The sequence below is a fragment of the Ruegeria sp. AB9 genome, from assembly GCF_056542585.1.
Genome location: NZ_JBQGAA010000010.1, coordinates 1 through 20,614, shown reverse-complemented (window position 1 = coordinate 20,614; position 20,614 = coordinate 1). Strand labels below are relative to the sequence as shown.

At 57.5% G+C, this 20,614-nt stretch carries 21 protein-coding genes; 15 read left to right on the top strand and 6 right to left on the bottom strand.

The window, feature by feature from the left end; genetic code table 11:
* Nucleotides 1-584: 584 nt before the first annotated feature.
* The 4 genes from dusA to ACR0K5_RS17705 are packed head-to-tail and all read left to right on the top strand — an operon-like array spanning nt 585 to nt 3,964.
* Nucleotides 585-1,580 (top strand): tRNA dihydrouridine(20/20a) synthase DusA, encoded by a 996-nt coding sequence (dusA, locus tag ACR0K5_RS17720; protein ID WP_480630978.1) that lies wholly within the window; start codon nt 585-587, stop codon nt 1,578-1,580.
* Between the two features lie 15 nt (nt 1,581-1,595).
* Entirely contained in the window at nt 1,596-2,420 is an 825-nt protein-coding gene (locus ACR0K5_RS17715; protein ID WP_480630977.1) for a sulfite exporter TauE/SafE family protein, read from the top strand.
* On the top strand, nt 2,417-3,199 hold the full coding sequence (locus tag ACR0K5_RS17710; RefSeq protein ID WP_480630976.1) for a hypothetical protein: 783 nt from the start codon (nt 2,417-2,419) through the stop codon (nt 3,197-3,199). The genes ACR0K5_RS17715 and ACR0K5_RS17710 overlap by 4 nt, the downstream gene beginning before the upstream one ends.
* 36 nt (nt 3,200-3,235) lie before the next feature.
* The gene (locus ACR0K5_RS17705; RefSeq protein ID WP_480630975.1) at nt 3,236-3,964 is read left to right on the top strand and encodes a SpoIIAA family protein; all 729 of its coding nucleotides are present in this window, start codon (nt 3,236-3,238) and stop codon (nt 3,962-3,964) included.
* Nucleotides 3,965-4,606: 642 nt separating this feature from the next.
* Here ACR0K5_RS17705 and ACR0K5_RS17700 read toward each other — a convergent pair.
* The 3 genes from ACR0K5_RS17700 to ccmI are packed head-to-tail and all read right to left on the bottom strand — an operon-like array spanning nt 4,607 to nt 6,539.
* On the bottom strand, nt 4,607-4,840 hold the full coding sequence (locus ACR0K5_RS17700; RefSeq protein ID WP_480630974.1) for a DUF1289 domain-containing protein: 234 nt from the start codon (nt 4,838-4,840) through the stop codon (nt 4,607-4,609).
* 17 nt (nt 4,841-4,857) lie between these two features.
* Nucleotides 4,858-5,322: a Holliday junction resolvase RuvX gene (gene ruvX, locus ACR0K5_RS17695; protein WP_480630973.1), complete on the bottom strand. Its 465-nt coding sequence runs from the start codon at nt 5,320-5,322 to the stop codon at nt 4,858-4,860.
* Entirely contained in the window at nt 5,319-6,539 is a 1,221-nt protein-coding gene (gene ccmI, locus ACR0K5_RS17690) for a c-type cytochrome biogenesis protein CcmI (RefSeq protein WP_480630972.1), read from the bottom strand. Before ccmI ends, ruvX begins: the two co-directional genes overlap by 4 nt.
* Nucleotides 6,540-6,715: 176 nt before the next feature.
* Between ccmI and ACR0K5_RS17685 the strand changes: the two genes are divergently transcribed.
* From ACR0K5_RS17685 to ACR0K5_RS17670, 4 genes are all read left to right on the top strand, one after another.
* A complete protein-coding gene (locus tag ACR0K5_RS17685) occupies nt 6,716-7,960 on the top strand; it encodes a sarcosine oxidase subunit beta family protein (protein WP_480630971.1) in 1,245 nt (414 codons plus the stop codon).
* A 76-nt stretch (nt 7,961-8,036) separates the two neighbouring features.
* On the top strand, nt 8,037-8,366 hold the full coding sequence (locus ACR0K5_RS17680) for a sarcosine oxidase subunit delta (RefSeq protein ID WP_480630970.1): 330 nt from the start codon (nt 8,037-8,039) through the stop codon (nt 8,364-8,366).
* A gap of 67 nt (nt 8,367-8,433) precedes the next feature.
* Nucleotides 8,434-11,463 carry a sarcosine oxidase subunit alpha family protein gene (locus ACR0K5_RS17675; protein ID WP_480630969.1) on the top strand — a complete coding sequence of 1,010 codons (3,030 nt, stop codon included), beginning with the start codon at nt 8,434-8,436 and terminating at the stop codon, nt 11,461-11,463.
* Nucleotides 11,456-12,022, top strand: coding sequence for a sarcosine oxidase subunit gamma (locus ACR0K5_RS17670; RefSeq protein WP_480630968.1), 567 nt, complete (start codon nt 11,456-11,458; stop codon nt 12,020-12,022). Before ACR0K5_RS17675 ends, ACR0K5_RS17670 begins: the two co-directional genes overlap by 8 nt.
* Nucleotides 12,023-12,059: 37 nt before the next feature.
* On the opposite strand, the gene ACR0K5_RS17665 is transcribed toward ACR0K5_RS17670, so the two are convergent.
* Nucleotides 12,060-12,500, bottom strand: a complete 441-nt coding sequence (locus ACR0K5_RS17665) for a hypothetical protein (RefSeq protein WP_480630967.1) — start codon at nt 12,498-12,500, stop codon at nt 12,060-12,062.
* A 53-nt stretch (nt 12,501-12,553) separates the two neighbouring features.
* Complete coding sequence (locus tag ACR0K5_RS17660; RefSeq protein WP_480630966.1) at nt 12,554-13,315, bottom strand: FkbM family methyltransferase; 762 nt, start codon at nt 13,313-13,315, stop codon at nt 12,554-12,556.
* A 101-nt stretch (nt 13,316-13,416) separates the two neighbouring features.
* Here ACR0K5_RS17660 and ACR0K5_RS17655 point away from each other — a divergent pair, with 101 nt between their 5' ends.
* The 3 genes from ACR0K5_RS17655 (at nt 13,417) to ACR0K5_RS17645 (ending at nt 15,580) form a co-directional block, all read left to right on the top strand.
* On the top strand, nt 13,417-14,016 hold the full coding sequence (locus ACR0K5_RS17655) for a superoxide dismutase (RefSeq protein ID WP_113789565.1): 600 nt from the start codon (nt 13,417-13,419) through the stop codon (nt 14,014-14,016).
* A gap of 4 nt (nt 14,017-14,020) precedes the next feature.
* A complete protein-coding gene (locus ACR0K5_RS17650) occupies nt 14,021-14,899 on the top strand; it encodes a metallophosphoesterase (protein ID WP_480630965.1) in 879 nt (292 codons plus the stop codon).
* Between the two features lie 219 nt (nt 14,900-15,118).
* Nucleotides 15,119-15,580 (top strand): host attachment family protein, encoded by a 462-nt coding sequence (locus tag ACR0K5_RS17645; protein ID WP_480630964.1) that lies wholly within the window; start codon nt 15,119-15,121, stop codon nt 15,578-15,580.
* A gap of 42 nt (nt 15,581-15,622) precedes the next feature.
* On the opposite strand, the gene ACR0K5_RS17640 is transcribed toward ACR0K5_RS17645, so the two are convergent.
* On the bottom strand, nt 15,623-16,174 hold the full coding sequence (locus ACR0K5_RS17640) for an LOG family protein (protein WP_480630963.1): 552 nt from the start codon (nt 16,172-16,174) through the stop codon (nt 15,623-15,625).
* Between the two features lie 128 nt (nt 16,175-16,302).
* On the opposite strand from ACR0K5_RS17640, the gene ACR0K5_RS17635 reads away from it, so the two are divergent.
* The 4 genes from ACR0K5_RS17635 to ACR0K5_RS17620 all read left to right on the top strand — a co-directional run.
* Nucleotides 16,303-17,694, top strand: a complete 1,392-nt coding sequence (locus tag ACR0K5_RS17635; protein WP_480630962.1) for a LysM peptidoglycan-binding domain-containing protein — start codon at nt 16,303-16,305, stop codon at nt 17,692-17,694.
* Nucleotides 17,695-17,752: 58 nt separating this feature from the next.
* The gene (locus tag ACR0K5_RS17630) at nt 17,753-19,576 is read left to right on the top strand and encodes an ABCB family ABC transporter ATP-binding protein/permease (protein WP_480630961.1); all 1,824 of its coding nucleotides are present in this window, start codon (nt 17,753-17,755) and stop codon (nt 19,574-19,576) included.
* 56 nt (nt 19,577-19,632) lie between these two features.
* Nucleotides 19,633-20,028, top strand: coding sequence for a DUF2147 domain-containing protein (locus ACR0K5_RS17625; RefSeq protein WP_480630960.1), 396 nt, complete (start codon nt 19,633-19,635; stop codon nt 20,026-20,028).
* A gap of 216 nt (nt 20,029-20,244) precedes the next feature.
* A partial coding sequence (locus tag ACR0K5_RS17620; RefSeq protein ID WP_480630959.1) for a sulfatase-like hydrolase/transferase occupies nt 20,245-20,614 on the top strand: 370 nt, incomplete at its 3' end.

The window sequence follows — 20,614 nt, the reverse complement described above, 5'->3', positions numbered from 1 at the left end:
GATCTTATCATAGTTTTACATATTCTTTGCGCGCGCCAAAAAATCAATAGTGAGACAGGTGCGGTGTGGGGCAATGAGCTCGAGTATATCTCGAGACCGATGTCGGAACGTCGGCGATCAAACTTGTCTGCTCGAATACTGATCGATTAATTGCGACGGCTTCAGCGGGGCTCGAAGCAACCTGATCATGGCCAGTTGGTCAGATCAGCACTCGGGTCATTGGTGGCACGCTACACGCGCTGCATTGCTACAACTTAAGGGACGGAGATTGCTGCGAGAAAGTGCCGTGCCTGTCGTTGGGTTTGGTCACGGAATACATCTCATCTCGGTTTCAGTGATAGGGAAGTCGGTTCGAACATCCAAAAAAAATCTGGGTTTGAAAGCCGACATCCCTGGGGGCAACGGAATGAAGGAAAAGGGCGATGCCAGCACAGGAACCAGAAGCATTCGGGCGCTGTTTGTGTTCTCCGGATGTGCTACACCGTAGCACGCTCGAATCAAAAACCCCCGGAAATCCACGGATAAACTACGTAGTCCACGGAAATCGTACTACATGACATTTAGAGACCCATGGAGTTAACGCTTTGAAAAATAACGCACAAAAAGCAGCGCGTTTAAGCGTGGCGCCCATGATGGACTGGACGGATCGACACTGTCGCTATTTTCATCGGCTGCTCAGTGCGGAAACGTTGCTGTACACCGAGATGGTGACTGCACCAGCGCTTGTGCGAGGCGGAGCGTTGCATCTGCTGGACTATACCCCTGAAGAACACCCGGTTGCTTTGCAATTGGGTGGCTCTGATCCGAAGGAACTGGCGGAGGCAGCGCGTTTGGGTGCTGAGGCCGGGTATGATGAGATCAATCTGAACTGCGGTTGTCCGTCGGACAGGGTGCAATCCGGCACTTTCGGTGCGGTCCTTATGAAAGACTCCGGCCGGGTTGCCGATTGCGTGGCGGGTATGCGCGAGGCGGTGAATGTGGAAGTCACCGTGAAATGTCGCATCGGTGTGGACGAGCAGCAACCCGAAGACGTCCTGCCAGCGTTTCTTGAAAAAATCCGAGCGGCGGGATGTCAAAGGGTAACGATTCACGCCCGCAAGGCGTGGTTGCAGGGGCTCAGCCCCAAGGAAAACCGGGATATTCCGCCCTTGGATTATGACCTCGTCCACAGGATGAAGACTGAATTCCCGGATCTGCACGTTTCGATCAATGGAGGTATCAACTCACTGGACGAGGCGGTCACTCATCTGGATGCAGGTCTTGACGGTATAATGATCGGTCGGGCAGCGTATCACCAGCCTGGCGATGTCCTGTCAGATGCTGACCGGCGTATCTTTGGCACCGGAACAACGCGCGATCCGATTGCGATCGTTCACCAAATGGTGCCCTATGTGGATCGGCATCTTGCCAACGGTGGGCGCCTGCACCAGATCACACGTCATATGCTGGGTCTTTTTGCAGGGCGACCCGGAGCCCGCGCCTGGCGGCGCGCCCTGTCCGAAGGGGCGGTGCAGGATGGGGCGGGGCCCGAGGTGATGCTGCGGGCGCTGGACCGTGTGGCGCCGATGGCAGAAGTTTAAGCGGCAGGGGGAACAATGCCCGAGACGATGTTGCTGGCCCAGATGCTGGGCCTTTTGCTTGGGATCGGAGCGCTGGCCGGCGTTCTTGCCGGATTGCTGGGCGTCGGTGGTGGTATTGTTTTAGTGCCCGCCTTTTTCTATGCATTTCAAACCCTTGGCTATGGCGGCCCACAGTTGATGCAGCTGTGTCTGGCCACATCTCTGGCGACGATCATCGTGACTTCGGTGCGATCCGTTCTGGCGCACAACAAGAAGGGCGCGGTTGATTGGAATATCCTGCGAGGTTGGGGGCCGGGTATCGTCGTCGGTGCGATTGTCGGAGTTCTGGTTGCGTCTGCGCTGCGGACCGAGGCTTTGCAGGCGCTGTTCGGCCTTCTTGGAATGGTGATCGGTGCCTACCTTGGGCTGGGTCGCTCGGAATGGCGACTGGGTGATGTCATGCCCGGCGGGATCAAGCGGGCCGTCCTGTCCCCTGCGGTCGGGTTCCTTTCGGTTCTGATGGGGATTGGCGGTGGTAGTTTTGGTGTGCCACTGATGAGCCTCTATAACACCGCGATTCACCGCGCCGTCGCAACTGCGGCCGGGTTTGGTGTGATCATCGCTGTACCGTCTGTCATCGGTTTTTTGTTCCTGGATATTGCACCGGAACATAGGCCGCCGCTGACTATTGGGGCGGTCAATCTAGTGGCCTTCGGCATTGTCGTGGCGATGACATTGATCACCGCGCCATGGGGCGTAAAGCTGGCTCATGCGATGGATCCGAAACCCCTGAAACGGGTGTTTGCCGTGTTTCTTACCCTGGTGGCGCTCAACATGCTGCGCAAGGCGGTTGGGCTATGACGGAATTCCATGCCAAGGGCTGGGTGAAATTTCCATATGATCCGACGCTGGCAGAGTGGGTGACGCACGTATTGCCTGCCGCGCGGGCCGCGACGGCGGACCCGGCCCATGCGGAATGGATGGATTGTGACGGAACGTGGTTCATTGGTGTAGATGCGCTGCCCAATGATGCGCGGGGCAGGGTTGGCTGTTCGGGTCCTCTGGCCGGAGCGGCCATGTCATTCATCGTCGAGCTTTATGGTTCCTTGCCGCTTCACAATGGACAAGTCTCGGTGATGTATCCGGGATATCCGCGCCCGCGTCGGGGGGAATACGAGGCCGCCGCGCGATACCGCCGAAACCGGGACGCGGCCCACGTGGACGGTTTGCGCCCGATGGGTCCGGATCGCCGCCGCCGGGTGGATGAACCGCACGCCTGGATTTTGGGTATACCGTTGACCGACGCCAGCCCGGATGCGTCACCCATGGTGTTGTGGGAAGGCAGCCATCATATTTTGGGTGCTGCATTCAGGCATGTCCTCGTAGGGAAGCCACGTGAACACCTGCATGAAGTTGATATAACAGACATCTATCAATCCGCCCGTCGGGAGGTTTTTGATACCTGCCCGCGAATCGAGCTGCCAGCCAAGCCTGGCGAGGCTTACCTGCTACACCGCCACTGTTTGCACGGGGTTGCCCCGTGGGCAGGCACGGCAAGCGCAGGGTCGGATGGACGGATGATCGCCTATTTCCGCCCTGAATGTGCCGGGGGTGTAGCCGAATGGATCGAATCCTCCTAACCTCCTGTCATTGTTTGGCTTTGGAGGTTTTGACCGATGATTACGGTCCATGTGAATTCTGATGGTGCGTTGATTGAGATCGAGTTGTCGGGGCAGGTCACCAGCGCCGACTACGCGGATACCTTGGTTCCCGCGATCGAGGCGGCACTCACTGAACACGATTCAGTGCGGCTGCTGGCCATCGTACAGCCGGAATTTAAGGGGTATGACATAGGCGCGGCCTGGTCTGATACCAAGCTGGGTCTTAGCCACTGGCGTGGGTTTGATCGGATCGCAGTTGTTGCCGATCAGGGCTGGGTGCAAACCAGTATCCGACTGGCTGCCCCAATCCTGCCGTGTCCTGTTCAGGTCTTCGAATTGGCCGAGCTTGAAGCCGCGCGTCGCTGGATGCGCGAGTCGCTGGGATCCATTCACGTGACCGACCTGAACGGCCCATGTGTGCAGATCAGCCTGTTGGGTAAGTTGGACCCCGAAGAATACAAGCAAGCTGAGCGTGATCTGGATACTCTGCTGCAGGACCGGTCAGGTTTTCGCCTGCTGATCGACCTGCGAGAATTCGATGGCTGGCAGGGACTGTCCGCGCTTGCAGCACATTTTCGTCTGGCCAGCCGACACATCGGGCAATTGGACCGCGCGGCCATCGTTGGTGACAAAAGCTGGCAGCATATGGCGCAGCGCGTGGCCAGTCATGTGTTGGGCACCCGGACACAGTTTTTCCCGTCCGAGGATATCGAAAACGCCAAAACCTGGCTGGCCGCCGGGTAAGGACCTTCACCGCAACCTCACGCGCTGTGAGTGGATCTGCTGCCATCAGGCGGCCCCAATGCCCCGTTTGCTGGTCAGAACTCAGTAAGCTGAACGCGAATCGATCAAAGGCGATTAGCCGCTCCCGCAGCCTCGTGCTCTGCGCATGTATTGATTGATACCGTGCCGGATCAAATTTGTGACGTAAGGGAATTGTGGGATTTTCCGTGGGTTTTTCGGCCGAAACGTCAGAATGGACCAAAAAGCGTGCGTTTTCCCCCTAAATTTGACGGGAAATGCCCTTACCTACGCCATGTCGCTGCGGGCCTCCACTCACGTTGAACAGATGCGTTCATGAGCTGCCCCCCCTCGGAGCTCGAACTCGGCCCGCGGTGACACAGTTATTGGAAGCGGGAAGTTTGCGATGACACTTAAGTTCTTGATAGAAAGATTGACCACACGTAAGACGCCTGGATTCGAGGCGGGCCAGACTGGCAAGAAACGTGCCCAACGTGCCCAGGACATCTCCTGTGACGCAAAAATGAGCAGGTCTGAAATTGCAGCTCTGTTCCAGACGGAATTGCGGGGGCATGAGTCAAACCGGCCGGATCGCGATAGGTCCGAAAACCATAGGGGCACGTCCCCAAAGCAAACCAGTTGATGTTACGAGCCGTTCATACGCGCTGCGCGTCCGCCGCGGCGCTTGCTGAGCCGTGGTTTCCGGCCTGGCAGGTCTTCCATGATCTCGGCGCGTTCGCCGCTGTCCATCTTGGACCAGCGCGTGATTTCATCAATCGTGCGGTAACAGCCGGTGCAGATACGTTCGCTTGGGTGAACGACGCAGATCTGGACGCAAGGGCTTTCGACCTCATTCCGTTTCCAAACCATATTCGTCATCACTGGTCTCCGACCCGTTACAGAAAGCGCAGCCTGTCCAGCGCCCCTTGCAAGATATAACCGGCGGCAACGTGATCAATAACCTGTCCGCGACGTTTTCGTGTCGTATCCGCCTCAAGCAGTGCTTTTTCTGCCGCAACTGTGCTAAGACGTTCGTCCCAAAACCCGATGGGCAGATCAGTCAGGCGGGACAAATTGCGCGCAAATGCCCGCGTTGACTGGCATCTTGGCCCTTCGGTTCCATCCATATTCTTGGGCAACCCCAACAGGATGCCGCCAATTTCACGATCGGTCACAATCTCGATCAGGCGGGCGGAATCGAGCGTGAACTTCTTGCGCCGCACGGTTTCCAGCGGGCTGGCCACCCCGCGCATCCGGTCGGAAACCGCGACACCGATTGTCTTTTCTCCAAGGTCGAGCCCCATCAGGGCGGTCATTGGTCGTAGTGCCGCCGCGAAATCTTCAAAAGCGTCGTGAATCATTGAGCGATCCCGGCTTGAAGGGCCGCCGCGTCGATGATCTGCAGCGCCTCTGAGTTGCCGGCAAACACTTCCATGGCCTCGTCCCGAATGTCGATAGCGCGCTGGCCCTCGCCGAGAACACCCAACGCCGCGATCAGACGAGCCCATTCCTCGGGGGACCCTCCTTCTGTCGCCAGACGGTCAGACAGTTGGTCCACCATACCCTGGATCATTTGCTGCCGCTCTTCGGGGCTCAGGTCGGCTGCGGCGGCCATGTCTTCCTGACTGGGGCCGGGTTCTGTGCTCAGGTCCGGCGCATTGAAAACGCCGGCTCGAAACGCCAGTTCGTCGATCTGAGCCCGTATTGCTCCGGCCCATGGCGCACCTGTCGGGGCATCCTGCAACGTTTCAACCCACATGCGATAGGCAAGGTCCGGTCGCCCGATCTGGGCCAGCATTTGCCCCCAATAATAGCGCGCCGGTCCGTGACGAGGGTCACGGTCCAATGCTTCGATCAGGGCCTGTTCCGCTTCGGGTGAGACATATCCTCCCGCCGCCAGAATCATCATTTCAGCAAAATCCGCGTAAGTATCGGCCGTGGCCGTGTCGCCGGACAGTTCAATCACCCTTTGTTGCGCGGTGTACCCATCCTTGAAATTGCCTGCATTCGTCTCGTGCTGCGCCAGCAACATCTGACCCTGCAGATCGTCCGGCCGGTTCGTAACCGTTTCACGCAATTGCTTCAAAAGCGATGCATAGCTTTCGTCCAGCTGCGCAGGTTGGGGAGGGGTCGCCAGTTCTTCCGCGGCGTTTTGGGATGGCCGGTTGGCGCGCACTTCCTTTGCCAGTTCCAGCCGGGCCGTCAGAGGCATATCGGGCAGTCCGACGGCCCCGGTGCGATGGTACATCGCCAACGCGCCGCCGATCATGATGAGCGAGATTAGCAGGATCGACAACACTGAAACGGCACGAGATGGCCCTGCGCCCGAGCCATCTTTTTTGATTTGGTCATCTGCGGCCAGAATGCGGCGGGAGATTTCATTGCGAACCCGTTCGGCATCTGCCTCGCCAATGACTCCGCGCGCCAGATCCCGGTCCACACCGGCCAGCTGTTCACGATAAACCCGCAGATCGTACGCTGCCGCAGGTTCATCCCCGCGGCGTTTGCGCAGCAGTGTAAAGCTCAGGAAAGCTGCAATCAGCAGCGCGACAAGAAAAATCAGAACCCAGAACGTCATGGTCCCTCCGAAGATGTTGCCCTGACTTAGACCTGTGAGGCGTCCGACAAAAGGGACAAATGGCCGCGAATGAGCGACATGTCGCAATAGTGCGATATTGCGGCGTTGCACGGCAGGGTTAAAATGCAGTCACACGGCATATCTGCGCCCAATCACCGAACCGGATGGATTCGCACATGAAACACTATTCAGCCTTTGCTGTGGCGCGGGAAGCTCTGCGCTATCACACCGGATGGGAGCGCGCCTGGCGCTCGCCCGAACCCAAGAAACGGTATGACGTCATCATCATTGGTGCTGGCGGGCACGGTCTGGCGACCGCGTATTACCTTGGCAAGAACTACGGCATTCAGAATGTCGCGGTTATCGAAAAAGGCTGGCTGGGCGGCGGCAACACCGGGCGGAACACAACCATCATCCGGTCGAACTACCTGCAGGATCCCTCGGCGGCGATCTACGAAAAGGCGCGCGGTCTTTACGAGGATCTGAGCCAGGACCTGAACTACAACATCATGTTCAGCCCACGCGGCGTGATGATGCTGGCGCAGACACAGCACGAGATTCGCGGATATCAGCGCACGGCCCATGCCAACGCGCTACAGGGCGTGAAGACCGAATGGATTACCCCTGAGCGTGTCAAAGAACTGGTGCCGATCATCAATCTGGACGGCCCTCGCTACCCAGTACTGGGTGCGCTGTGGCAAGAACGCGGCGGTACCGCGCGTCACGATGCTGTGGCGTGGGGCTATGCGCGGGCGTGTTCAGCCATGGGCATGGACATCATTCAGCAATGCGAAGTCACAGGCGTCCGGTCCCGGGACGGCCGCGTTGTCGGTGTCGACACCACCAAAGGCGCAATCGACTGTGACAAGCTGGGCATCGTGGTGGCAGGGCACTCAGGACAACTGGCCGAGATGGCTGGCTTCCGTCTGCCTCTCGAAGCGATTGCACTGCAGGCTCTTGTGTCCGAGCCAATCAAGCCCTGTATGGACGTCGTCGTGATGGCCAACACCGTACACGGCTATATGTCGCAATCCGACAAGGGCGAGATGGTGATCGGTGGCGGCACCGACGGGTTCAACAACTTCACTCAGCGCGGGTCTTTCCACCATATCGAGGAAACAGTCCGCGCACTGGTCGAAACCTTCCCGATGATCTCGCGTCTGAAGATGCTGCGTCAGTGGGGCGGGATCGTGGACATGACCGGTGACCGCTCTCCCATCTTGTCGAAGACACCGCTGCAAGGCTGCTTCATCAATGGTGGCTGGGGTACCGGTGGCTTCAAAGCCATTCCGGGATCGGGCTGGGGCATGGCGCAGTTGATGGCCACGGGTCACTCACCGCTGACTGAAGCCTTCTCGCTGGACCGCTTCAAAGAAGGTCGCTTCATCGACGAAAGCGTCGCCGCCGGGGTGGCACACTAAGGGCGCTGCCCGAAGTTGCCAGATAACAGAATTCAGGTCGGCCCCCGCGCCGACCTACCGCCAAAAGGATGACAACATGCTAATCCTGAATTGCCCCTATTGCGGCGTAGATGCCGAAGAAACTGAATTGGCTGCGGGTGGTGAAGCGCATCTGAAGCGTTTCGGTCCGGGCTCGTCTGATGACGAATTCCACGACTACCTGTTCACGCGTGAAAACCCGAAAGGTGTTCACTTTGAACGCTGGCGGCACGCCAATGGCTGCGGCAAGTGGTTCCACGCCGCACGCTGTACGCAAACGCTCGAGGTTTTTGGAACCTATTCCGCCCAGACCACCGAGCCACCGCAAGAAATCAAGGACGCCATCACGACAAAACGTCCGGGATGGGCCTGGAGAGGTCTCTCCTGATGCTTCATCTTTTCCGAAATACTCCCGCCGGAAGCTCGAATGCTTCCAACTGCGAAAGGTCCGCACCATGAGCACCCGTCTCGCAAAACAAGGCCGGCTGATTGACCGGTCGAAAAAGGTTACCTTTACCTTTAATGGCACTGCAATGCAGGGTTACGAAGGCGATACGCTTGCCTCGGCGCTGCTGGCCAACGATCAGATGATGATGGGCCGGTCGTTCAAGTACCACCGGCCCCGCGGCGTTGTCGCCAGCGGTGCGGAAGAGCCGAACGCTCTGGTCGGTCTGGGACAGGGCAACCGGTTCGAGCCGAACCAGCGTGCCACCACGACCGAGGTCTTCAACGGTCTGACCGCGATCTCGCAAAACCATTGGCCGAACCTCGAATTCGACATCGGTGCGGTGAACACGGCCTTTGCCCGGTTTCTGCCTGCCGGTTTCTACTACAAGACGTTTATCCATCCCAAACCATTCTGGAAACACGTCTACGAACCGATCATCCGCCAATCTGCCGGTCTGGGCAAAGCGCCCGACAAGGACGACCGCGATGCGGATACCTATGAACACTTTTATGCCTTCACCGATGTACTGGTAATCGGCGGCGGTGTGGCCGGTCTGCAGGCGGCCAAGGCGGCGGCGCAATCGGGCGCCAAAGTACTGCTAATCGAGCAGACCGCACATTGGGGCGGTCGCGCTCCGGTTGACGGTGGCACTGTTGATGATGAGCCTGTGGATAAGTTCGTGGAACAATTGGTTTCCGAACTCGAAACAATGGACAACGTTACCATGCGCTCGCGCTGTATGGGTGCAGGGGTTTACGACCACGGTTATGTGCTGGGATATGAACGTCTGACCGACCACACGCCGGGCGTGCAAGGCCCACGTCACCGTTTGTGGCGTATTCGTGCCAAGCAAGTTGTAACTGCAACAGGCGCAATTGAAAGGCCTTTGTCCTTTGCTGGCAACGATGTTCCGGGTGTGATGCTTGCTTCGGCCATGCGCGACTATGTTGTCAACTGGGGGGTGACTCCGGGGGATCGGGTCATCGTCGCCACCAACAATGATGACGCTTATCGCACCGCGATTACGCTGAAACAGGCGGGTGTGGATGTTTTGCGTATTGTTGACGCCCGGGCAACGGCAGGACCTTTGGCGGAAGAAGCCCGTCAAATGGGTATCCGCGTCGATCCGGGAAAGGCGATTGCCAAAGTCAAAGGCGGCAAGCGCGTCAAAAAGGTTGCCATCTGCAATCAGGAAGGCGTCGGCGGTGCGCGTGAAGAGGTTGAGGCGGATGCGGTCGCCATGTCGGGCGGCTGGTCTCCGGTGGTGCACATGTGGTCCCATTGCGGCGGCAAGCTGATCTGGGACGACGCGAATGCTCATTTCCGTCCCGACCCGTCTCGCCCGCCTTTGGGTGCGAACGGAGAGGGGTTTGTCGTTGCCGCAGGCGCGTCTAACGGCCCTCTGGCGTTGGAAGACGTCCTGACTGACGCCCACGCTGCCGGTAAGGCTGCCGCAAAGGCGGCTGGCTTCAAGCCGAAGAACACCAAGGCACCAGTTGGTGAAACAACTGCCGAAGCGCCGATGGAAGCAGTTTGGCTAATGCCCGCCAATGCCGAGGTGCAACTGCGTATGAAATCCTGGCTGGACTTCCAAAACGACGTCAAAGTCTCGGACGTCCAACTGGCTGCACGTGAGGGTTACGAGAGCGTTGAACATACCAAACGCTATACCACGCTTGGTATGGCAACGGATCAGGGTAAGTTGAGCAACATCAACGGCTTGGCGATCCTTGCTGACGCACTTGAATCTGAAATTCCGAAGGTCGGTACAACCACGTTCCGCCCACCTTATACGCCTATCTCGATGGGTGCGATCGGTGGCGAAGCGCGCGGTGATGTATTCCAGCCGATCCGTCAGACCCCGATGCACGATTGGCACGACAAGAACGGTGCCGATTGGGAACCGGTCGGTCACTGGCGCCGGACATATGCCTATGTCCGTCCTGGTGAATCCGTTCATGACGCGGTAAATCGCGAGGTGAAGAACACCCGCGAGAACCTTGGCCTGCTGGATGCCTCGACGCTGGGCAAACTGATCGTCAAAGGCCCGGATGCCGGCAAGTTCCTCGACATGATGTACACCAACATGATGTCGACGCTTAAGGTCGGCAAATGCCGCTATGGCCTGATGTGTTCGGAAAACGGCTTCCTGATCGACGACGGTGTTGTTGCCCGCATTGATGAGGATACGTGGCTGTGCCACACCACCACTGGTGGGGCCGAGCGCATCCATGGTCACATGGAAGAATGGCTGCAGACTGAATGGTGGGACTGGAAAGTCTACGTCGCCAACGTGACCGAGCAATACGCACAAGTCGCCGTGGTCGGTCCTAACGCCCGCAAGGTGCTGGAGAAGCTGAACGCGCAGACAGGCGGCGGCATGGATCTGTCAAAAGAGGCGCTGCCCTTCATGGAATGGCGTGACGGCAAGATCGGTGAGTTCGACGCACGTGCTTATCGCATCTCGTTCTCAGGTGAGCTGTCCTACGAAATCGCCGTTCCAGCGTCGCAGGGTCAGGCCTTCTGGGACGCACTGATTGACGCAGGAAAAGAGTTTGGTGTTATGCCTTACGGCACCGAATGCCTGCACATCCTGCGGGCCGAGAAGGGCTTTATCATGATCGGCGATGAGACCGACGGCACCGTGATCCCGCAGGATCTGGGGCTGAACTGGGCGCTCTCGAAGAAGAAAGAAGACTACCTGGGTAAGCGCGCCCATTCGCGCAGCCATATGGCCGATCCCGAGCGCTGGAAACTGGTTGGGCTTGAGACTGTGGATGGTTCGGTTATTCCCGACGGCGCTTACGCAGTGGGCGAGGGCGTCAACGCCAACGGTCAGCGCAATATGATCGGTCGCGTGACTTCAACTTACTATTCGGCCAACCTGGGCAAGGGCATAGCCATGGGTCTGATCAAACACGGTCCCGACCGCATGGGCGAGATCGTCGAGTTCCCGGGCACTGACGGCAAAATTTATAAAGCCAAGATCGTGGATCCGATCTTCTTCGACAAGGACGGGGAGAAGCAGAATGTCTGAACCCATCAGCGCACTGAACCACGTAAGCTATGACGGCATCGCCAAGGTCGAGGAATGCGGCCTGCAGGGTATGATCACCCTGCGCGGTGATCTGTCGGATAAGGTGCTGGCCAAAGCCGTCAAGGATGCAACCGGGCAGAAAGTGCCCGGTCAGCGCGAGGCGTTGGTCAAGGGCGATACTGGCGTCTGCTGGATGTCGACCGACGAGTTGTTGGTGCTGGTGCCTTACTCCGATGTCGAAGCCAAACTGGCCGACATGGCCGGTGCGCTCAGCGGCACCCACGCTTTGGCGGTCAATGTCTCGGATGCCCGCGCGGTCTTTAGCATCTCTGGGGGCAGTGCGCGAGAGGTGCTGGGCAAGGTTGCTCCGGTCGATCTGTCGGCAGATGCCCTCCAGCCCGGCCAAATCCGTCGCTCGCGCCTGGCGCAGGTGGCAGGTGCGTTCTGGATGGACGATGAACAGACCTTCCGCGTGGTTTGCTTCCGTTCGGCTGCGGACTACGTCTTCAAACTGCTCAAGGTTGCAGCGCAACCGGGCAGTGAGGTTGGAGTTTACTGAATAGTAGGAGAAGCCCCGGTATTATCGGGGCTTTCGCTCATTTTTCCACGGAACAGGTTCCGACTCCAAAAGGCTTGTTCGCAAAATTCCCTTGCACAAATGCCATGCGAACGGCGACTGTGTTGTCGGAGGTTTTCAGGTTCGCTTGATATCGAACACGGACATTGCCTCCGGCGACCATTTTTTGATCGATGTTCCAGATTATTCGATACCCCTTGGCGCCGCGGTCTTTAAATTTTGCCTTGGCCCAATCTTGATGCGAGCTTGCCGCCATCGCCGAAGCCTTTGCGGAGTCCACTTGGAAACCATACTCTGGCGCAATCCAGCCATGGGCGTCTTGTTTGGTCATCTTGCAATGATAGGTAACTGTTTCTGCAGTAGCTGTTTGTGCAAACACTACGGCGGCGGCAATCAAAAATAGTCTTTTCATTTTATCCAGTTGGTTGTGATTTTGATGTGCACAATCAATCTGATACATTTAAATGATACAAGCATGACTTCGCGTGCACGAAGAACAAAGTGCCCATCGCTCTACCCTTGCAAGAGGATCGTGTGGAAACGGTTTACGCCGTCTTCCGTCAGCAAGTCCGAAACTTTAAGAGGCTGCGCTTTGTCATCCGACAGCCTCGAGTAAAAACTCAGCTCATCCATTAACGCGCTAATACGTTCGCGTCGCTCGTGTTCCGGCAGAAGAGGGGCATGAAGCGATAGAAGCAGGGCGGGGCGTTGTTCGTTTAGCCAAGCGGCCAGAGTAGGTGCCACAAAAAATTCCGCCCCCTCGATATCTATTTTGACCAGTGAAACGCATGACAGATCATTTGTCTTTTCGAATTGATCCCACTCGATTGTCAACGCATCCGATCCATGTGCGCCGTCATGCAGAAGTGAGCTGGTCGAATCCCCTGGCTCGCCGCGCACAGAAGCCATGCGGGCTACACCAAACTGATCGGACAAAGCTACTCCAAAGGCCGAAACGTTCTGAATGTCATTCAGATCAAGGTTCCATGCCAAGTGTCGGAACGCGGTGGGGTCCGGCTCAAAACACCAGACGCGGCGGGCTTTGCGTGCGCCGTAGAGGACCGTGGGGCCGATCCACGCCCCGACATCCAGATAGTCGCTTTCTGGGGATAGGAACTGATCCAAAACGGCAAAAGTTTCCGGCTCCCAAGCGCCCGCCGAGGCTTTGCGCCAAAACTTTGAATGATAGGGGTCAAGACGAAATGGCTCGCCGTTCAGGTTGCCCGCATAGTATCCGCGGGCGCGGTAGAACATCTTGCGCGCCTGTGTCAGCATCGCCTGCCTCCGGGTTTTATCGTCTCGCCCCTTGACCTGCGGCGGTTGCCAAAGCATTTAACCGTTGGGAACCGCAACTTACATTTAAACAGGGGGCCGACATGGCTTTTGAACTTCCTGATCTTCCTTATGCACATGACGCGCTGGCAGCCAAGGGCATGTCTGCGGAAACACTGGAATATCACCACGACTTGCACCACAAGGCATATGTCGACAACGGCAACAAGCTGATCGCCGGCACCGAGTGGGACGGCAAGTCACTGGAAGAGATCATCGTCGGCACCTACGACGCAAACGCAGTCGCGCAGAACGGTATCTTCAACAACATCAGCCAGCTGTGGAACCACAACCAGTTCTGGGAAATGATGGGCCCCGGCGGTAATGCCATGCCCGGTGAGCTGGAGAAGGCCCTGACCGAGAGCTTTGGTTCGGTTGACGAATTCAAATCGCAGTTCAGCGCCGCTGGTGCTGGTCAGTTCGGTTCGGGCTGGGCGTGGCTGGTCAAGAATGCCGATGGCTCGCTGGCCGTGACCAAGACTGAAAACGGAGTGAACCCGCTGTGCTTCGGTCAGACCGCGCTGCTGGGTTGTGATGTGTGGGAGCACAGCTATTACATCGACTTCCGCAACAAGCGTCCAGCTTACCTGTCGAATTTCCTCGACAATCTGGTGAACTGGGAAAACGTCGCATCGCGGATGTAAATCCTTGAACCGACGTCGGTTTATAAAGGGCCTGCTGGCGGTGACGCTGGCAGGCCTTGCCTCGGCAACCTACGGGTTCTTCATTGAACCAGCGATGCGGTTACGCGTGCGCAAATGGCGCATTCAGCGGGACGACTGGACAGCGCCGCCACTCAGGATTGCCGTGCTGGCCGACTTGCACGTTGGTGAGCCGTTCGTCGGCCTTGACCGTGTGGAAAAGATTGTGCGGCGCACGAATGCGCTTGGGCCGGATGTCATTTTGCTGCTGGGTGATTTCTTTGCAAGCCACAGGGGCGTTTCCGGATCGGTAGAAATGCATGATCTGGCACCGGTGTTGGCTGGGCTTGAGGCGAAGAACGGTGTCTTTTCAGTGCTGGGCAATCACGACTGGTGGGATGACAAGCAGGCGCAACGGCGAGGGGCCGGACCCAATCGTTATGCTGATATTCTGGAACAACATGGCATTTCTGTTCTGTCCAATTCAGCAATTAAACTTGAGACCTTGGGTATTTGGTTGGCGGGGCTCGAGGATCAGCTGGCGATCTGGCGCAAAGGCAAACCTCAGGGATTGGATGATTTGTCAGGAACCTTGGCGCAGGTTACAGATAATGCGCCGGTTGTGATGATGGCGCATGAGCCCGATGTTTTCCCGCGCGTGTCCGACCGGGTAGCCTTGACTTTGTCGGGGCATACACATGGTGGTCAGGTGCGTCTGTTCGGCTGGTCGCCTGTTGTGCCATCAAAATTCGGCAATCGATATGCCTATGGTCATGTGCGCGAAAGTGGGCGCGATCTGGTCGTTTCAGGCGGTATCGGGTGTTCAATCCTGCCGGTTCGCCTAGGCGTGACCCCCGAAATCACGGTCATTGAAATGACCGCCTAAAGGGTTGATGAACAGCCGGTGAAAACCCGCCGATACGGGCCCTTTCTATATGACCGCATCTTGTTTGCGGCTCTCCAGTACACATCTCTGTAGGGCGGAGGGAGAGAACCGCACATCAGTTCATACAATGATCGGGCGGCGCACTGATGGTGCGTCAACGAGCCCGTATGCCCGGCAGGTCGAGGGACAGCCAGAAAACAACCTTAGCAGGAGATCGTAATGGTCGCACTTACACAGGGAACTTGGGTTATTGTTGCAGATGGAGAGAAAGCGCTGGTAATGGAGAATATTACCGATGCCGACGATCCTAATCTTGTCGTCGTCGCTGTCGAGGAGCAGGACGGCCCAGCCGGAAAACCGACGGACCGCGCAGGTCGCCGCAGTGACGGCGGGCCAAAACAGAAATCAGCAGTCGAAGAACCCACGTGGAAGGCCCATGCAAAGTCCCTGTTTGTGCAGGATCTGGCAAATCTGCTGAACCGTAAGGGGCTGAAAGGGGCCTATGACCGATTGGTTCTGGTGGCCAGCCCCCATGTTCTGGGTCTGTTGCGCCGCCGGTTGCACGGTGAGGTGCTGGGAAAGGTCGTGGCCGAGGTCAACAAGACTCTGACCAATCATCCTTTGCACAAGGTCGAGCAGGTGGTGCGCCACAGCTTGCAACCAAAGGCACGACTGGCCTGATCAATACGGCGGGCGGCTATACCGCCCGCACCGTTCTCAAGGTCAGGTGATTTTGTCCCGCAACGCGACTATGGCTGTATCGGCATCTTCAACCCAAGTGATGAAATCTGCCAGAGAAGTGTCGGCAAAGCCTTGCCCGATCACTTGGTCCAGCAATGTATGCAACGCGTCCCAGTAGCCGTTCACATTGACCACAACGATAGGTTTGTCATGCAGGCCAAGCTGTCGCCAGGTCAGCGCCTCGAACAACTCGTCCAGTGACCCCGGCCCGCCGGGCAGAACCACCACAGCGTCGGCGTTCATGATCATGACCTTCTTCCGCTCGTGCATTGTCTCGGTGATCACGAAATGGGTTAAATCCGTTTTCCCGACTTCTCGCTTGACCAGATGCACCGGAATGACGCCAAAGGTCTCGCCACCTGCATTTTGCGCAGCGCGGGCGACTTCTCCCATCAAACCGACATCTCCGGCTCCATAAACCAGCCGCCAGCCTTCCTGCGCCAACAGGCTGCCAAACTGCCGTGCAGTTTCAGAATAAGCCTTCTCGGCTCCATTGCGTGACCCGCAATACACACAGACTGATTTCTGAGACATAAAAGGGGGGCTCCGGGGTTGTGTCAGAGGTTTTGACCCGTGATAGCGGGATTGGTAGATTGGCTCAACTGTCCGCCGGAAAGCTTTTTTAAAGCAAAGCTTTTGCTCGGTGGAGTGAAAGGAAAATAATGGACGCCAAATCGGGAAACGGAAGCTCGGGCAATTTCATCTGGGGGGTGATTGCGGGTCTTGTTGCGGTATTGGGTGCAGGTGGATTGTATCTATCCGGTGTTTTCACCAAAGCGCCAGAGCCTAGCGCCCCGCAGGAAACCGCATCCGCCGTTGCCCCGGAACCTGAAGGGCAGGAGGCGGAAGTGCCTGAGGCGCAGGTCTCGGAACCAGAACCGACTGAACAGGCGGCTTCAACAGATGAAGAGCCCACGATTGAGCCCGCCGAGGACACAAGTGAAGCTGCCGAGGCCGCTTCTGACACCAATACTGCCGCTGTACCGACGGAAGACGCCGCACCGGCACCCGCTGCCCCTCCGGTGCTGGATCAGATTTTTGTTGAAACAGATGGAACGGCATTATTGTCCGGCGATGCAGAGCCCGGCAGCCAGATCGAGGTGCTGCTGAACGGAGAAGTCGTGCACACATTTACGGTGGACAACAGCGGTCAGTTTGCCGAGTTCGTTTCGATCCCGTTCAGCGACGCGGCTCAGGGGTTGGTCCTGCAAAGCAAGGATGGGGAACGGATCACGCAGTCTGACGACTATCTGATCGCGGCTTTGCCAAAACCGGTCGAGGAAGTACCCTCCGCTGAAGAAGCACCTGTGGCCGATCAGGACACGCCTGCGGATGCCGTAGATGCCACTGTCGCGACAGTCGATGCAGAACCTGAGCCTGACTCTGCCACCGAAGCTCAAACGGCAGAAGTTGAAGTGATTGGAACCGAAACCGCGGAGCCTGAAGCCGAGGAAACGGAAAACGCTGACCGGGGTGCAGAGACACCCGAACCTGATCAGCAGATTGCGGTGCTGCGGTCAGGCGAAGAAGGTGTTGAACTGGTGCAGCCCCCGGTGGTGCGGGATACCCCCCCCGATCAGATCGCACTGGATACAATCGGATATTCGGATACCGGCGATGTCCAGTTGACTGGACGTGTGCAGGACGGGGCCGCCGTTCGACTATACCTGAACAATCGTCTGGTCGCCGATCTGGATCCGCAGGAGGATGGATCCTGGCGTAGCGACCTGGAAGGTATTGATCCGGGGGTCTACACATTGCGCGTGGACGCGGTGAACACGGACGGGACGGTACTCAGCCGTGTCGAAACTCCGTTCAAGCGGGAACCGGTCGAAGTGTTGGATGCCGCTGTTGCAGCCGATCAGACCGAGGCGCAGGGGGAAACACCCGCAATTCGTTCTGTCACAGTTCAGCAAGGCGACACGCTGTGGGCCATCTCGCGCGACAGGTTTGGCGACGGTGTCCTTTATGTGCGTCTGTTCGAGGCCAATCGCGACTTGATCCGCGATCCGGATCTGATTTATCCGGGTCAGATATTTACAATACCTGAATAATCAGCGCCTCTGGCCTACGCGGGCCGGGGTAAATCTCTGACCGCAGACAAGGTACGTGATGAGACGAACACCTGCTATGACCTCGGACGATATGGCGCAGAGCGACGAGCGTAGCTCTGGCTGGCGAACAATTCGTAAGGTAGCGCCTTATCTTTGGCCGCAAGACGAGGCATGGGTCAAACGCCGCGTGGTCATTGCCATGGGCATGTTGGTTCTGGCCAAGCTGATCGCGGTTTATACGCCAATCCTCTACAAAGGGGCAGTTGACGCACTGGCAGGTGAGGGCGTGCCGCCGGTGGCGCTGGGCGCGGTCGGGTTGACGGTTGCCTATGGCGTGGCGCGGATGCTGACTGTGGGCTTCCAACAGCTGCGGGACGCGGCCTTTGCCCCCGTCGGACAACGGGCCTTGCGGGCGCTGGCGCTCGAGACCTTTCAGCATATTCATAATCTCTCTATGCGGTACCACGTCTCTCGCCGCACGGGGGGGCTGAGCCGCATCATCGAACGAGGCGTCAAAGGCGTCGAGTTCCTGCTGCGTTTCCTACTGTTCTCGATCGGGCCACTGATTCTGGAGCTGTTGCTGGTCGCGATCATCCTGATGTGGCTGTTCGATGTCTGGTATCTGGTTGTCGTCGCCGTCACCATTGGCCTGTACATCTGGTTCACCTTTGCCGTCACCGAATGGCGGGTAAAGCTGCGGCGCGAGATGAACGATCAGGACACAGAAGCCAATCAGCGCGCCATTGACAGTTTGCTGAACTTCGAAACTGTCAAGTATTTCAATGCGGAAGGGCGCGAAGCTGAACGCTACGATGTGTCGATGAAAGCTTATGCCGGGGCGGCGCTGAAAACGGCTTACTCGCTGGCATTTTTGAATTTTGGCCAGTCTTTCCTGATCACCTGCGGTCTGATCGGAGTGATGGTTCTGGCTGCAATTGGCGTTCAGAATGGAAACCTGACCGTTGGCGATTTTGTCATGGTTAACGCCTATATGATTCAAATCACCGTACCGCTAAACTTTCTTGGGACCGTTTATCGGGAAATCCGGCAATCGCTGGTCGATATGGGGCAGATGTTTGATCTGCTCGAACAACCCGCCGAAGTTACCGACAAAGCCTGTGCACCTAACCTGAAGGTGAACGGCGGCGAAGTCACTTTGGACAATGTGCATTTCGGATATGACCCAGAGCGTGAAATCCTCAAGGGTGTGTCATTGACCGTCCCGGCGGGGCAAACCGTGGCCATCGTGGGAGCGACGGGGTCCGGCAAATCCACCATTGGGCGGCTTCTGTTTCGGTTCTACGATGTGACCAAGGGGGCGCTGAAAATCGACGGACAGGATGTGCGGGATGTGACCCAGACCAGCCTCCACGCGGCCATCGGTGTTGTGCCGCAGGATACGGTGCTGTTCAACGATAGTATCCGGTACAACATTGCGTATGGCCGTGACGATGCCACCCCGGAGGAGGTTGAGGCCGCAGCCCGAGCGGCGCAGATCCACGAATTCATCATCTCGCTACCCGAAGGTTACGACACCATGGTCGGTGAACGGGGCCTCAAGCTCTCCGGGGGCGAAAAACAACGCGTGGGTATCGCACGGACTTTGCTGAAGAACCCTCCGATCCTGTTGCTGGACGAAGCAACCTCGGCGCTGGATACGGATACCGAGCAGGACATCAAGGATGCCCTGGCGCGTGCAGGTGAAGGGCGAACCGTGATTACCATCGCCCATCGCCTCAGCACCATTGCCGAGGCTGATCGGATCGTGGTTCTGGAAGCTGGCGAAATCATCGAACAGGGCGCGCATGACGAATTGTTGGCGCGGTCCGGGCGATATGCTCAGCTGTGGAACCGCCAGCAATCGGACGGGGAAGCTGCCTGAGGCTGCTTCTATCCGCGAGAGGTGCTGGAATACCGGCCCAAAAAAGGAGTACTGCCTTGATTGACAGGCTGAAAAAACGACTGCTGCCAGTTGTTGCTGTGTGTCTTCCAGTCGCTGTCTTCGCGGATCCAATCGTGGGTGTTTGGAAAACCGAGCCTGACCGCAAAAATCTGGTCTCGCACATCAAAATCACAGCGTGCGGAAGCAAGTTTTGTGGCCAGATTCTCTCTGCCTATGACGCTTCAGGCAAGGAAGTTCAAACTCCGAATATCGGCAAAAAGCTGTTCTGGGATGTGTCCGGTGAAGGCGGCGGAAAATATGGCGGGGGCGAGTTCTGGGTGCCATTGATCAACGTGGATGCTGTGCCGCAGATGACATTGCAGGGGGACAAGTTGCTGGTCAAAGGCTGCGAACATGCGATTTGCGCGCATCAGACTTGGACTCGCTTGTGATAATAGCCAAAGGAAAAAGGACCGGGAACACCGTAAGCGTTGCATCTGATCCCCTAGGTAACCTCTGACCAGCCGTCGAATTCCCGCTGGAAAAGACGGTTGCCATCTGTGGCTCCGAAGATTCAAAGATGAAATGAGGCAGCGTATGAGCGCTGGTTGTTTTTCCGTTGGCGAGGTTGCAAAGACGCGTGGTGTCAAACGCGAGACCGCCTGTAGATGGAAGAAAACCTCCAAGAAAAAGGCGTCAGCTCGGCGTTCTGTATCACCTCAATGTCGGTGAATATGTTGAGCAGGCTGACCATCCCACTGACATTTTTTGAAACGTCACCATTTGCGCAACGCGGTGTGCTCTATTCCTTCGCGACCGAAAAGTCCCCTCCGAATTCCTGGCCCGATGGTGGCAATCATCCGTTCAGAGCCGACAAGGGTGTCGGGGGCTATGAGGGCGGCTTCAAAGTTCCCGCGATGATCAAGTGGCCCGGCGTCGTGGAACCGGGAACAACAACGGGCGAACTGGTCGCAATGGAGGATTGGGTTCCCACGATCATGTCGCTTCTCGGCCAACCGAGCCTTGCAGAGGATCTGC

What these genes read in the sequence shown, in the direction of transcription:
- ACR0K5_RS17700 (WP_480630974.1), bottom strand. Translation starts at nt 4,840, where the DNA reads ATGACGAATATGGTTTGGAAACGGAATGAGGTCGAAAGCCCTTGCGTC.
- ACR0K5_RS17680 (WP_480630970.1), top strand. Translation starts at nt 8,037, where the DNA reads ATGCTAATCCTGAATTGCCCCTATTGCGGCGTAGATGCCGAAGAAACT.
- ACR0K5_RS17705 (WP_480630975.1), top strand. Translation starts at nt 3,236, where the DNA reads ATGATTACGGTCCATGTGAATTCTGATGGTGCGTTGATTGAGATCGAG.
- ACR0K5_RS17640 (WP_480630963.1), bottom strand. Translation starts at nt 16,174, where the DNA reads ATGTCTCAGAAATCAGTCTGTGTGTATTGCGGGTCACGCAATGGAGCC.
- ACR0K5_RS17665 (WP_480630967.1), bottom strand. Translation starts at nt 12,500, where the DNA reads ATGTATCAGATTGATTGTGCACATCAAAATCACAACCAACTGGATAAA.
- ruvX (WP_480630973.1), bottom strand. Translation starts at nt 5,322, where the DNA reads ATGATTCACGACGCTTTTGAAGATTTCGCGGCGGCACTACGACCAATG.
- ACR0K5_RS17655 (WP_113789565.1), top strand. Translation starts at nt 13,417, where the DNA reads ATGGCTTTTGAACTTCCTGATCTTCCTTATGCACATGACGCGCTGGCA.
- ACR0K5_RS17675 (WP_480630969.1), top strand. Translation starts at nt 8,434, where the DNA reads ATGAGCACCCGTCTCGCAAAACAAGGCCGGCTGATTGACCGGTCGAAA.
- ACR0K5_RS17685 (WP_480630971.1), top strand. Translation starts at nt 6,716, where the DNA reads ATGAAACACTATTCAGCCTTTGCTGTGGCGCGGGAAGCTCTGCGCTAT.
- ACR0K5_RS17630 (WP_480630961.1), top strand. Translation starts at nt 17,753, where the DNA reads ATGAGACGAACACCTGCTATGACCTCGGACGATATGGCGCAGAGCGAC.
- ACR0K5_RS17710 (WP_480630976.1), top strand. Translation starts at nt 2,417, where the DNA reads ATGACGGAATTCCATGCCAAGGGCTGGGTGAAATTTCCATATGATCCG.
- ACR0K5_RS17645 (WP_480630964.1), top strand. Translation starts at nt 15,119, where the DNA reads ATGGTCGCACTTACACAGGGAACTTGGGTTATTGTTGCAGATGGAGAG.
- ACR0K5_RS17660 (WP_480630966.1), bottom strand. Translation starts at nt 13,315, where the DNA reads ATGCTGACACAGGCGCGCAAGATGTTCTACCGCGCCCGCGGATACTAT.
- ACR0K5_RS17635 (WP_480630962.1), top strand. Translation starts at nt 16,303, where the DNA reads ATGGACGCCAAATCGGGAAACGGAAGCTCGGGCAATTTCATCTGGGGG.
- ACR0K5_RS17715 (WP_480630977.1), top strand. Translation starts at nt 1,596, where the DNA reads ATGCCCGAGACGATGTTGCTGGCCCAGATGCTGGGCCTTTTGCTTGGG.
- ACR0K5_RS17670 (WP_480630968.1), top strand. Translation starts at nt 11,456, where the DNA reads ATGTCTGAACCCATCAGCGCACTGAACCACGTAAGCTATGACGGCATC.
- ccmI (WP_480630972.1), bottom strand. Translation starts at nt 6,539, where the DNA reads ATGACGTTCTGGGTTCTGATTTTTCTTGTCGCGCTGCTGATTGCAGCT.